Source organism: Monashia sp. HAY1-2A, from assembly GCF_056755315.1.
In genome coordinates, this window is record NZ_JBNDHY010000128.1 from 1 (window position 1) to 12311 (window position 12311).

General features: G+C 73.5%; 12 protein-coding genes. 8 read left to right on the top strand and 4 right to left on the bottom strand.

The window, feature by feature from the left end:
* Positions 1-115 precede the first annotated feature (115 nt).
* Positions 116-1666 carry an Asp-tRNA(Asn)/Glu-tRNA(Gln) amidotransferase subunit GatB gene (gatB, locus tag ACPYOM_RS16735; RefSeq protein ID WP_481343433.1) on the top strand — a complete coding sequence of 517 codons (1551 nt, stop codon included), beginning with the start codon at positions 116-118 and terminating at the stop codon, positions 1664-1666.
* Positions 1667-1684: 18 nt separating this feature from the next.
* Here the strand turns inward: gatB and ACPYOM_RS16740 are convergent, their stop codons facing one another.
* Both ACPYOM_RS16740 and ACPYOM_RS16745 read right to left on the bottom strand, forming a co-directional pair.
* Positions 1685-2815 (bottom strand): PQQ-dependent sugar dehydrogenase, encoded by a 1131-nt coding sequence (locus tag ACPYOM_RS16740; RefSeq protein ID WP_481346823.1) that lies wholly within the window; start codon positions 2813-2815, stop codon positions 1685-1687.
* Between the two features lie 101 nt (positions 2816-2916).
* The gene (locus tag ACPYOM_RS16745) at positions 2917-3618 is read right to left on the bottom strand and encodes an MOSC domain-containing protein (RefSeq protein WP_481346824.1); all 702 of its coding nucleotides are present in this window, start codon (positions 3616-3618) and stop codon (positions 2917-2919) included.
* Between the two features lie 51 nt (positions 3619-3669).
* Between ACPYOM_RS16745 and ACPYOM_RS16750 the strand changes: the two genes are divergently transcribed.
* The 3 genes from ACPYOM_RS16750 (at position 3670) to ACPYOM_RS16760 (ending at position 6099) form a co-directional block, all read left to right on the top strand.
* Positions 3670-4635: a 2-hydroxyacid dehydrogenase gene (locus ACPYOM_RS16750; protein WP_481346825.1), complete on the top strand. Its 966-nt coding sequence runs from the start codon at positions 3670-3672 to the stop codon at positions 4633-4635.
* Between the two features lie 67 nt (positions 4636-4702).
* Positions 4703-5785, top strand: coding sequence for a WD40/YVTN/BNR-like repeat-containing protein (locus ACPYOM_RS16755; RefSeq protein ID WP_481346826.1), 1083 nt, complete (start codon positions 4703-4705; stop codon positions 5783-5785).
* A 17-nt stretch (positions 5786-5802) separates the two neighbouring features.
* Complete coding sequence (locus ACPYOM_RS16760) at positions 5803-6099, top strand: MoaD/ThiS family protein (RefSeq protein ID WP_481343428.1); 297 nt, start codon at positions 5803-5805, stop codon at positions 6097-6099.
* 11 nt (positions 6100-6110) lie between these two features.
* Here the strand turns inward: ACPYOM_RS16760 and ACPYOM_RS16765 are convergent, their stop codons facing one another.
* A complete protein-coding gene (locus tag ACPYOM_RS16765) occupies positions 6111-6725 on the bottom strand; it encodes a TetR/AcrR family transcriptional regulator (protein WP_481346827.1) in 615 nt (204 codons plus the stop codon).
* A gap of 58 nt (positions 6726-6783) precedes the next feature.
* Between ACPYOM_RS16765 and ACPYOM_RS16770 the strand changes: the two genes are divergently transcribed.
* The 4 genes from ACPYOM_RS16770 to ilvD all read left to right on the top strand — a co-directional run bounded on the left by ACPYOM_RS16770 (position 6784) and on the right by ilvD (position 11881).
* A complete protein-coding gene (locus tag ACPYOM_RS16770) occupies positions 6784-7434 on the top strand; it encodes a hypothetical protein (protein WP_481346828.1) in 651 nt (216 codons plus the stop codon).
* Positions 7431-9494, top strand: a complete 2064-nt coding sequence (locus tag ACPYOM_RS16775) for a YhgE/Pip family protein (RefSeq protein WP_481346829.1) — start codon at positions 7431-7433, stop codon at positions 9492-9494. The genes ACPYOM_RS16770 and ACPYOM_RS16775 overlap by 4 nt, the downstream gene beginning before the upstream one ends.
* 58 nt (positions 9495-9552) lie before the next feature.
* Complete coding sequence (locus ACPYOM_RS16780) at positions 9553-10077, top strand: SixA phosphatase family protein (RefSeq protein ID WP_481343424.1); 525 nt, start codon at positions 9553-9555, stop codon at positions 10075-10077.
* A 103-nt stretch (positions 10078-10180) separates the two neighbouring features.
* Entirely contained in the window at positions 10181-11881 is a 1701-nt protein-coding gene (gene ilvD / locus ACPYOM_RS16785) for a dihydroxy-acid dehydratase (protein WP_481342888.1), read from the top strand.
* 35 nt (positions 11882-11916) lie between these two features.
* On the opposite strand, the gene ACPYOM_RS16790 is transcribed toward ilvD, so the two are convergent.
* The coding region (locus ACPYOM_RS16790) for a GNAT family N-acetyltransferase (RefSeq protein ID WP_481346830.1) at positions 11917-12311 on the bottom strand (395 nt) is incomplete at its 5' end.

Below are 12311 nucleotides of genomic sequence, written 5' to 3' on the forward strand. Positions count from 1 at the left end.
GCCTCTACACCGTGGGCGCGGCCCTCGAGGCGGCGCTCGTCGACCGTTGGGGTGGCCCCATCCTCGACCGCGCGCCCGCGCTGGACGCCACCCCCGCCGTGAAGGGAGCCTGACGATGACGACCATCGCCACGGACGCCGTGCTCGACTACGACGAGGCCCTCGAGCGCTTCGACCCGGTCATGGGTCTCGAGGTGCACGTCGAGCTGCACACGGCCACGAAGATGTTCTGCGGCTGCCCGACCGAGTTCGGCGCCGAGCCGAACTCGCAGGTCTGTCCCGTGTGCCTCGGCCTGCCGGGCGCACTGCCGGTCGTCAACGAGAAGGCCGTCGAGTCGGCGATCCGCATCGGCCTGGCGCTCAACTGCGAGATCGCTGCCTGGTGCCGGTTCGCCAGGAAGAACTACTTCTACCCGGACATGCCCAAGAACTTCCAGACCTCGCAGTACGACGAGCCGATCGCCTACGACGGGCACCTCGACGTCGAGCTCGAGGACGGCACCGTCTACCGGGTCGAGATCGAGCGCGCCCACATGGAGGAGGACACCGGCAAGTCGCTTCACGTCGGCGGCGCCACCGGCCGCATCCACGGCGCGACCCACAGCCTCGTGGACTACAACCGAGCCGGCATCCCGCTCATCGAGATCGTCACCAAGCCGATGACCGGGGCGGGGGAGCGGGCCCCCGAGGTCGCGCGCGCCTACGTGTCGGCACTGCGTGACCTGCTGCGTGCCCTCGACGTCAGCGACGTCAAGATGGAGCAGGGCTCGATGCGCTGCGACGCCAACGTCTCGTTGCGCCCCAAGGCCGGCGACCCGACGTCGGTGGAGCAGGCCGCCGTCCCCTTCGGCACGCGCACCGAGACGAAGAACGTCAACTCGCTCCGCTCGGTCGAGCGGGCGGTCCGGTACGAGATCTCCCGCCACGCGGCGATCCTGTCCGGCGGCGGCTCGATCCTGCAGGAGACGCGGCACTGGCACGAGGACACCGGCGTCACGACGTCGGGCCGCACGAAGTCCGACGCCGAGGACTACCGGTACTTCCCCGAGCCCGACCTCGTGCCGGTCGCGCCCCCGGCGGAGTGGGTCGAGCAGCTGCGCGGCACCCTGCCGGAGAACCCCGCCGCTCGCCGCAGGCGACTCCAGTCCGACTGGGGCTACAGCGATCTGGAGATGCGCGACGTCCTCAACGCCGGCGCCGTCGAGCTCATCGAGCAGACCGTGGCCGCGGGGGCGAGCCCGGCGGCCGCCCGCAAGTGGTGGCTCGGCGAGCCGTCGCGCCGGGCCAACGCCGAGGCCCAGGACCTCGTCACCTACGCGTCGTCGATCGGCCTGTCGCCGGCCCACGTCGCCGAGCTCGACGGGCTCGTGACCTCGGGTCGGCTCAACGACTCGATGGCCCGTCAGGTGCTCGACGGGGTCCTCGCCGGCGAGGGCGCACCGACCGCCGTCGCGGACGCGCGCGGGCTCGAGCTCGTCCAGGACGACAGCGCCCTCGAGGCCGCCGTCGACAAGGTCATCGCGGGCAACGCCGACGTCGCCGACAAGATCCGCGGCGGCAAGGTCCAGGCTGCCGGTGCGCTCATCGGCCAGGTCATGAAGGAGATGAAGGGCCAGGCCGACGCCGGCAGGGCCCGCGCCCTCATCCTGGCCAAGCTCGGCCAGTAGCCACCGTGGCGGGCGGCCTCAGCCGGCCCCCACGGCCGACGGGGGCAACGACACGAGACGGTCGTCCCCGCCGTTGCTCGTGACCAGCCAGAACCGGCCGTCGACGACGTGCACGTCGCGCACGCGTCCGTACGTCCCCTCGAGGTAGCGGGTCGGCGTGCCCGCCCGGCCGTCCGCGCCGACGGGCACGCGCCAGACCGACTGGCCCCGCAGCGCCGCCAGGTACACGGCGTCATCGGGACCGACGGCGATCCCGCTCGGCGACATCTCCGAGGGGGGCCACTGCGCGACCGGGTCGACATAGCCCGGCCGGCCGGCCTGGCCCTCGACCGCGGGCCAGCCGTAGTTGCCGCCCGGCCGGATGAGGTTGAGCTCGTCCCACGTGTCGGCGCCGAACTCGCTGGCCCACAGCCGACCGTGAGAGTCCCAGGCCAGGCCCTCGACGTTGCGGTGGCCGTAGGACCAGATCGGTGAACCACCGAACGGGTTGCCCGGGGCGGGCTGCCCGTCCCGGGTCACGCGCAGGATCTTGCCGCCGAGCGAGCCGAGGTCCTGCGAGTGCGAGGAGTCGCCGGCATCACCCGTACAGACGTAGAGGTAGCCGTCGGGACCGAAGGCGATGCGGCCACCGTTGTGGTTGGTGCCGCGGGGGATCCCCGACAGCACGACCCGGGGCTCGCCGAGCCGCCTGCCGTCCCAGGGCACGGCGGCGACGCGGTTGTCGCCCTCGGTCGAGTAGTAGGCGTAGACGACGGGAGTCCGTGCGACGTCGCCGGCCACGGCGAGCCCGAGCAGACCGCCCTCGCCGCCCGTGCGGGAGATCGGCAGCTCCCCGACGACCTCCGGCGCCCCGCCGGCGCCCGGCGGCGGCACCCGGTGCACGCGTCCGGTGTTGCGCTCGCTGACGAGGGCACTGCCGTCCGGCAGGACGGCGACCGACCACGCGATGTCGAGGCCTCCGAGGAGGGTGACCGGGCCGTCGGACTGGGCCACCGACGGTGCCACCTGGCCTGTCACCGACGGCGTGACCGACCCCGTCGCCGACGTGCCGGGCCCGCCGCCCGCGGGGCTGGAGCAGCCCGCTGCGAGCAGGGCCGTGGCGGCGAGGCCCGCGACGGTTCGACGGGACGGACGGGATCTCGGCGACATACGCCATTGTCACCCGAGGGTGTCCCCGAGCCGGCGCCCGACGCCGCCGCGTCAGCGCGCGTCTGCCCACCTCAGCACGCGTCAGTGCACGTCAGCGCACGTCAGCGCATCTCGGCGCCGCGTCGGCGCAGCGTCCCGACGAGGTCGGCCTGCACCTCGGCGTCGACGACGGCCGCCTCGACGACGCGGCGCGTGGCGTCGAGGTCGCCGGTCAGCGCCCGGAAGAGGGTGAGCAGGTCGACGTCGTGGTCCGGTCGTTCGACGAGGACCGCGTCACCGGTGACGATGCGGCCGGGGACCGTCACCGACAGGTACGCCCCCGTGCGACCCGCCTCGGTGAAGCGCCGCACCCACCCTCTCTCGCGCATGTGGCCGGCGAAGGTGCGGCACGGGATGCGCGGCACCTCGACGCGCAGGACCGCGGTGCCGACGCGCCACACCTCGCCGACGAGGGCGTGGGTCGTGTCGAGGCCCTCCGTCGTGAGGTTCTCGCCGAACTCGCCTGCGGCTATGGGCCGCCCGATGCGCTCGGCCCACCACTGCTGGTCCTCGCGCGGATAGGCGTACACGGCCTGGAGCCGACCGCCGTGGTGGCGCGGGTCGCCGATCTCGTCACCGACGACGCCGCTGCCCAGGCCGCCGCGCTTCGGCCCGGGGTCGCGGACCTCGACCGCCGCCGTGGCGCTCTTGTCGATGGCCGTGGCGTCCGCGGTGGCGTAGGACCGCGCCGAGCGGCGTCCCACGTTGACCGACAGGACGCGTCCTGTCGGCACGCGCGGGCGGGAGGCGTCGGGCGGGACCACGGCCCGGAGCCTAGTCCGGACCGCCGCGAGGTGCTGGGTAGCGTCTCGGGCATGAGCACCGAGCGACTCGTCGTGTCCGTCCCCGAGCAGGACTACGCCGACCGGCTGGCCGAGCTCACGGCCGACGGCCGCGTGGAGCTGGTCGTGTGGGACATGCAGGAACCGCACCCGCGTGGCGCGGAGATCCGGCTCGCCGTCGTGCCGTACATGACGCGACTGCGGCTGGCCGACGTCACGCCGGGGCTCGAGAGCCTCGAGGCGCTCCAGCTGCAGAGCGCGGGGTACGAGCAGTTCGCCGACGAGGTGCCCGAGGGCGTCGCGCTGTGCAACGCGGCCGGCGTCCACGACGCGAGCACCGCCGAGCTGGCCCTCGCGCTGGCGCTCGCCTCGATCCGCGAGGTCCCCGAGTTCGCCGCCGCGCAGGCGCAGGGCGAGTGGACGCCGCTCGTGCTGCGGCGGTCGCTCGCCGACCGGCGCGTCCTCGTGCTCGGCTACGGCCACATCGGCCGCGCCGTCGTGCGACGGCTCCTGCCGTTCGAGGTGTCGGTGACCGCGGTCGCGAGCCGGGCCCGCGCCGGTGACGACCTCGTCGAGCAGGTGCACGGCATCGACGAGCTGCCCCGTCTCCTGCCGGACCACGACGTCGTCATCGTCGTCGTCCCACTCACCGACGCCACGCGCGGGCTCGTCGGCGCCGAGACCCTCGCCCTCATGCCCGGCGGTGCGGTCCTGGTCAACGTCGCCCGCGGACCGGTCGTCGACACCGACGCGCTCGTCGCCGAGTGCGCCTCGGGCCGGCTCCGCGCGGCGCTCGACGTCACCGACCCGGAGCCGCTGCCCGCCGACCACCCGCTCTGGACGACGCGGGGCGTGCTCGTCACCCCGCACGTCGGCGGCGCGACCGACGCGATGCGGCCCCGGGCGGTCGCGCTGGTCCGCCGGCAGGCCGAGGCGCTGCGTGACGGACGCCCGCTCGACAACGTCGTCGTGGTCGGGGGAGCGTCCCGCGGCGACTGAGCACGTCGGCCGGTGGCACCGCGCGTCGACCCTTGTCGCTGTCGGTGGGGTAGTGGACACTGTGAACATGACTGAGACCATCGTCGCCATCGGCACGCGCAAGGGGCTGTGGGTCGCCCGCAGCGCCGACCGCGCGGAGTGGACCCTCGAGGGCCCGCACTTCCTCATGAGCGAGGTCGCGTCGGTCGCCGTCGACACCCGGGCCGGCCGGACGAGCGTCCTCGCCGGCGTCAAGTCGTGGCACTGGGGCCCGACCGTCCAGGTGAGCACCGACGCCGGACGAACGTGGACCGAGAGCCCCGACCGGGCCCTCGCCTTCCCGACCGACACCGACACCGCGCTCGAGCGGGTCTGGCAGCTGACCCCCGACCCGAACGACGACGACGTCGTCTGGGCCGGCGTCGAGCCGCACGCGCTGTTCCGCTCCACCGACCGCGGCGAGCACTACGAGCTGGTCCGCGGCCTCTGGGACCACCCGCACCGGCCCAAGTGGGAGCCGGGCTTCGGTGGGGGAGCCGTCCACACGATCGTCCCCGAGGCCGGGCACCCCGAGAACCTCCTCGTCGCGATGAGCGCCGGCGGTGTCTACCGGTCCAGCGACGCCGGCCAGACGTGGGCGCCCTCGAACCCCGGTATCCGCGCGTACTTCATGCCCGACGACGAGTACCCCGAGTTCGGCCAGTGCGTCCACAAGGTCGCGCGGGGCAGCGGCGACGGCGAGCTCTACGCGCAGAACCACAAGGGCGTCTACCGCTCCGACGACAACGGTGCCACCTGGCAGTCGATCGCCGAGGGCCTGCCCACCGACTTCGGCTTCACCATCCTGGCGCACCCCCGGCGTCCGGGCGTCGTGTGGAACGTCCCGGTGGCCGACGACGGTGAGCGCATCCCGCCGGGCGCGCAGCTGCAGGTCCAGCGCTCCGACGACGGCGGCACCCACTGGCGCATGCAGGCGCAGGGGCTGCCCTCGGACAGCTACACCTGTGTGCTGCGCGACGCCGCGTCCCTCGACACCGCCGACCCGGTCGGGGTCTACCTCGGCACCCGCAACGGCGACGTCTTCGCCTCGGCGGACGAGGGCGAGTCCTTCCAGCGCATCGCCACGCAGCTGCCCGACGTCCTCGTCGTGCGCGCGGCCCAGGTCGGCTGAGGGCGGAGGGGTTCGGCATGAGCGTCGCACCGGTCCGAGTCATCCTGCCCGGCATGCTCCGCGACCTCGTCGGGGGAGTGTCCGAGATCGAGGTGGAGTCGCCCGGCGGCGGCCAGAGCGTCGCCGAGCTGCTCGACCGCGCCTTCGCCGAGCACCGCATCCTCGACGGCAAGGTCCGCGACGAGCGCGGCCACATCCGACGTCACGTCAAGGTGTTCGTCAACGGCGAGGACGCGACGCGGGGGGACGGTGTCGCGACTCCGGTGCCCGCGGGAGCGCGGGTGCACATCATCAACGCGGTCTCGGGGGGCTGAGGGAGCCCTCGTCAGGCGTGCACGCCGAGCAGGATCGGCAGCACGGTCCGCTCGAGCTCGCCGACGGCGAGCGACCTCGGCTCGACGAGACGCTGGGTCAGCGAGCCCTGGGTCAGGGCGATGGCGACGCGGACGAACAGGTCCGTGGGCATCGGCAGGGTCAACCCCTGCCGTTCCACGGCCTCGTCGACGACGGCCACGAGCTCGTCACGGACCCTGCGCTGCTGGGCGGCCCAGGCCCGCCGTGCCCCGGCGTCCCGGATGGCGTGCAGCGTGAACTCGGTCGTCAGCACGACCCAGCGCTCCTTGCTGCGGCTCTCGTCCGCGAGCGCGGCGAACACGTCGCGCAGCACGTCCTCCGCGGCGGCGTGCTCGCGCTTGCTCGCCCGTCGGATGCGCTCGACGAGGTCCTCGGCCTGGCGCCGCGACAGCTCGAGGACGAGGTCGTCCTTGGAGGAGAAGTTCGAGTAGAAGGCGCCACGGGTGAACCCGGCGCGCTCACAGATGTCCTCGACGGTGGCGCCGTGGAAGCCGCGTTCGGCGAAAACCTCGCTCGCGGCTTCGAGGACGCGGTCGCGGGTGGCCTTGCGTCGGGCGGTGATGCGGGGCTCAGCCGGCGTGCTCATGCCGCAAGGATACGTCCTCGAATTGGATACGAGTGCGTATCGGATGCATACTCGTATCGTGACTGCTTCAGAGGTGGACCCCCGCCCGGCGCCGGACCTGCGCACCGTCGTCGTCGACGACGTGACCGTCGCGGGCACCCAAGAGCCCTTCGTCGAGCACCTCAGCTTCGTCGCTCCTGCCGGCGAGGTCACGGTCGTCGCCACCGACCCCGGCATCCCCCAGGTCGCGCTCGCCCTCGCCATCGGTGGCCGCGTCGACCTGCTCCGGGGGCGGGTCAGCCTCGGCGGGGCGTCACGGCTGCCCGACCTGCAGCTGCGGACGCGCCTCGTCGACGTCGCGGACGTCACCGCCCCGGAGGAGGCCATCACCGTCCGGGCCGTCGTCGAGGAGGAGCTGGCGCTCGCCGAACGTCCCGCCTCCCGGGCCGCGGTCGCCGCGTTCCTCGCCGAGCGCGACCTCACCGACCGCGCCGGCCGACCGTGGGAGCGACTGCCGGCGGGGGTCCGCACCAGCCTGCTGCTCGAGCTGGGCGCGCTCCACCCCCACGTCCGCGTCCTCGTCCTGGCCGGACCCGAACGGCACGGCGGTGACCACACCGTCTGGTTCCAGACCTGCCGTCGCCTCGCGGCGACCGGTCTCGTCGTCATCGTCCTGACCACCTCTGCGACCGCCGCAGCCCTCCCGTCCACGAAAGAGCTCACGGCATGAACCCCTTCCGTCTGGCCGTCGCCGAGCTGCGACGCCTCACCTCCTCGCGCCTGGCCCGGCTCGCCCTCACGGCGCTCGTGCTCATCCCGACCCTCTACGGCGGCCTCTACCTCTACGCCAACCACGACCCGTACGGTGCCTTCCCCCAGGTGCCGGCCGCGGTCGTCTCGGACGACTCCGGCACGACGCTGAGCACGGGGGAGACGCTCCAGGTCGGCGGGCAGGTGGCCGACCACCTCGTCGACTCCAGGTCCTTCGACTGGCACCGTGTCTCGCGGGCCGAGGCGATGCGTGGCGTCGACGACGGCCGCTACGCGTTCGCCGTCATCCTGCCCCGCAGCTTCTCGGCCGACCTCGCGTCGACGGCAGCCTTCACGCCGCGCCGGGCCACGGTGGTGCTCGAGACCAACGACGCCAACAACTACATGACCTCGATGATCGGCAACCAGGTCATCAAGCAGGTCACCGCCTCGGTCGCCCGCGAGGTCAGCCGGACGGCCGCCAGCAGGCTGCTGCTCGGCTTCAGCCAGGTCCACGACCACCTCGTCCAGGCGGTCGACGGCTCGGAGCGGCTGCGGTCCGGGGCTGCGAAGGCCGACGCCGGCGCCCACCGGCTCGCGACGGGCGCCACGAGCCTGGCCACCGGACTGCACGACCTGTCGTCCGGGGCGACGCGGCTCGCGACCGGCATCGGCCGGGCGGCCGCCGGGGCCGACGACCTGCAGGCCGGCGCCGCGCAGCTGGCCTCCGGCCTCGGGACCCTGCAGGCGCGCACCGCGGACCTGCCGTCCCGCACCGCCCGGCTGGCCGACGGCGCCGAGCAGGTGGCGGCCGGCAACCGGACCGTCGCCGGCTACGGCATCCGAGCCGCCTCCGCGTCGAGCGAGCTCAAGCGGCGCCTCAGCGCCGACCGCACCGCCCTGCTCGCCGCGTTGCGGACCCAAGGCCTGACCGATGCCCAGCTGTCCCTCGTCGACTCGCGGCTCGGTGCCATGGCGGGTGACGTCGACCACGCCGACGCCACCATCCAGAGCGCCTCCGGCGACCTCGTGCGACTGTCCACGGGCGCCGACCGCGTGGCCGCCGGCGCCCGATCGCTCGCGAACGCCACCCCCGCCCTCGCGGAGGGCATCAGCCGGGCCCGCTCCGGTGCGGTCCGGGTGCACGACGGCGCGGGTGCGCTCGCCGGTGGCCTCGACGCCCTCGGGGCCGGGGCCACCAGGCTGTCGACCGGCGCGGCCGAGGCCGCGTCGGGTGGTGACCACCTGGCCTCGGGCGCGGCGTCGCTGGCGTCCGGTCTCGACACGCTGACCCGCGGAGCGACCGACCTGCACGCGGGCCTCGTCGAGGGTCGCGACTCCGTGCCCGACCCGAGTGAGGCCCAGCGCAGGGCCATGGCCGAGACGATCGGCAACCCCGTCGGCGTCTCCACGGGGTCGCTCTCCTCGGCCGGCTCGTACGGCGCCGGCCTCGCGCCCCTGTTCATGAGCCTGGCCCTCTGGATCGGCGCCTACGTCCTGTTCCTCTTCGTGCGGCCGCTGTCGCCACGGGCGCTGGCGACGAGCCAGCGCTCGGTGCGCACCGCGCTCGGCGGCTGGCTCGCACCGGCGATCGTCGGGCTCGCGCAGGTCGCGGCGCTCGTGCTCGTCGTCAGCCGCGGCGTCGACATCCGGATCGCGCACCCCGTGCTCGCGTTCCTCTTCCTCTGCCTCACGTCCCTGACGTTCGTGGCGATCCTGCACGCGCTCGCCTCGCGCCTCGGCGCCGTGGGCAAGTTCCTCGGCCTCGTCCTCATGGTCGTGCAGCTCGTCAGCGCGGGTGGCACCTTCCCGTGGCAGACGCTGCCGGCGCCCTTGCAGGCGGTGCACCACGTCGTGCCGATGAGCCACGCCGTCGACGGGCTGCGTCGGCTGCTCTACGGCGCGGACCTCGGGCCGGTGCTCGGCTCGGTCGGCGTCCTCGCCCTCTACCTGCTCGTCGCGCTCGCGGTGTCGACGGTGGCGGCCCGCCGGTCGCGGATGTGGACACCCAAGCGGATCAGGCCGGTCCTCGAGCTGTGACCCACGGGCGCCGCCGCGCGGGCTGACAATGCCGTCGGATCACGGCATGCTCGGTGACATGAGCACCGCCGCCCGCGAGAAGACCCTCGTCCTCATGCGCCACTCCAAGGCCGAGCAGGTGCCCGGGAAACCGGACCACGACCGGGAGCTGACCGACCGCGGCCGCCGCGACGCCAAGGCCGCCGGCGCCTGGCTGCGTGCGGAGGGCCTGGTGCCGGACCTCGTCATCTGCTCGACGGCGGTGCGCACGCGTCAGACCTGGGAGGAGGCCTGCCACGGCGGCGCCCAGACCGAGTTCGTCGAGTACCGGCGCACGGTCTACGAGGGTGGCCCGCAGCAGGTGCTCGAGACCGTCCGCGAGGACGCCGGCGACACCGCGACCGTCCTCGTCGTCGGGCACAACCCGACGACGGCCCACCTGACGACCCTCCTCACCGAGGGCGACGGCTCGCGGGAGGCCCACGACGCCCTCGCGGCCGGTTTCGCGACGAGCGGCCTGGCCGTGCTGCGCTACCAGGGGGAGTGGACCGACCTCGAGGCCGGGTCGTGCTCGCTCCTGCGCTTCCACGTCAGCCGGGGCTGACCGCCACGCCGCGCCGGGACGACGCGTCGGCGCACGTCCGACCACTGTGGTCGGGAGCTGAGATGCCGTGTCCACCCAGCGGACGGCGTCCTATGCTGCCTTCATGACGCAGACGCCCGACATCAAGCCCCGTAGCCGCGACGTCACGGACGGTCTGGAGAAGACCGCCGCGCGGGGGATGCTCCGGGCGGTAGGCCTCGGCGACGACGACTTCGCCAAGCCACAGATCGGCGTCGCGAGCTCGTGGAACGAGATCACCCCGTGCAACCTGTCGCTCGACCGGCTCGCCAAGGCGGTCAAGGACGGCGTCCACGCCGGCGGCGGGTACCCGCTCGAGTTCGGCACCATCTCGGTGTCCGACGGCATCTCGATGGGCCACGAGGGCATGCACTTCAGCCTGGTGTCCCGCGAGATCATCGCCGACTCGGTGGAGACCGTCATGAACGCCGAGCGCCTCGACGGGTCGGTCCTGCTTGCGGGCTGCGACAAGTCGCTGCCCGGCATGCTCATGGCCGCCGCACGGCTCAACCTCTCGTCGGTGTTCCTCTATGCCGGGTCCATCCTCCCGGGCATCGCCAAGCTCTCCGACGGCACCGAGAAGGTCGTCACGATCATCGACGCGTTCGAGGCCGTCGGTGCGTGCGCTGCCGGGCGCATGTCGCGTGAGGACGTCGACGCCATCGAGCGCGCCATCTGCCCGGGCGAGGGTGCCTGCGGCGGCATGTACACCGCGAACACGATGGCCTCCGTGGCGGAGGCGATCGGCATGTCGCTGCCCGGCTCGGCGGCGCCGCCGGCGACCGACCGCCGGCGCGACGGTTATGCCCGCAAGTCGGGTGAGGCCGTCGTCGAGCTGCTGCGCCGGGGGATCCGTGCGCGCGACATCATGACCAAGGAGGCGTTCGAGAACGCCATCGCCGTCGTCATGGCCTTCGGCGGGTCGACGAACGCCGTGCTGCACCTGCTCGCGATCGCCCACGAGGCCGACGTCGACCTCACCATCGACGACTTCGCGCGCATCGGCGCCACCGTGCCGCACCTGGCCGACGTCAAGCCGTTCGGCCAGTTCGTCATGACCGACATCGACCGCGTGGGGGGCGTGCCGGTCGTCATGCGGGCCCTTCTCGACGCCGGGCTGCTCCACGGCGACTGCCTGACGGTGACGGGCAAGACGCTCGCCGAGAACCTCGCCGACGTCCGTCCGCCGGACGTCGACGGCAAGGTCGTCCGGGCGCTGTCCGAGCCGATCCACCACACCGGCGGGCTGACCATCCTCAAGGGGTCGCTGGCGCCGGAGGGCGCGGTGGTCAAGTCAGCCGGCTTCGACGAGTCGGTGTTCGAGGGCACGGCCCGCGTCTTCGACGGCGAGCGCGCCGCGATGGACGCCGTCGAGGACGGTTCGCTGAGGAAGAACGACGTCGTCGTCATCCGCTACGAGGGGCCCAAGGGCGGTCCCGGCATGCGCGAGATGCTCGCCGTGACCGGCGCCATCAAGGGCGCCGGCCTCGGCAAGGACGTCCTGCTGCTCACCGACGGACGCTTCTCCGGCGGCACGACCGGCCTCTGCGTGGGGCACGTGGCCCCGGAGGCCGTCGACGACGGCCCGATCGCCTTTGTCCGCGACGGTGACACGATCCGTCTCGACGTCGCGAACGGAACGCTCGACGTGCTCGTCGACGAGGAGGAGATGCAGCGCCGCCGCGCCGAGGGTGTCACCCACCCGGAGCCGAAGTACACCCGCGGCGTCCTCGCCAAGTACCGCAAGCTCGTCGGCTCGGCGAGCGGGGGCGCGGTCTGCGGCTGAGGCGCGGTCTGCGGCTGGGGCGCGGCCGCGCGCCCTCAGGGCGTGCCGCTGGTGTCGATCGCCCAGTGGCGCCACGTCGACGTCACCTCCATGCCCACCTTCTCGTAGAGGCCGAGCGCGCCGGTGCGCGAGTCGGTGGACAGCTCCGAGCGGGTGGCACCGTGCGCGCGCGCCGCGGCGAAGGCGTCGACGAGCAGCGCCCGGGCCAGGCCCCTGCCACGGTGGTCGCGGCGCACGGCGAGCTTGTCGATGTAGCCGACGTCCTCGTTGACCATGAGCAGCGCCACCCCGACGACGGCGCCGGACGGGTCGGTCATGAGGCGCAGGTGCCACGGCTCGAACCCCGGCCGCAGCACGGTCCCTGCCGCCCAGTCCTCGAAGGACTCGCGGTCACGCTGCGACCACTCGAGGAAGGCGTCCTCGACGACCT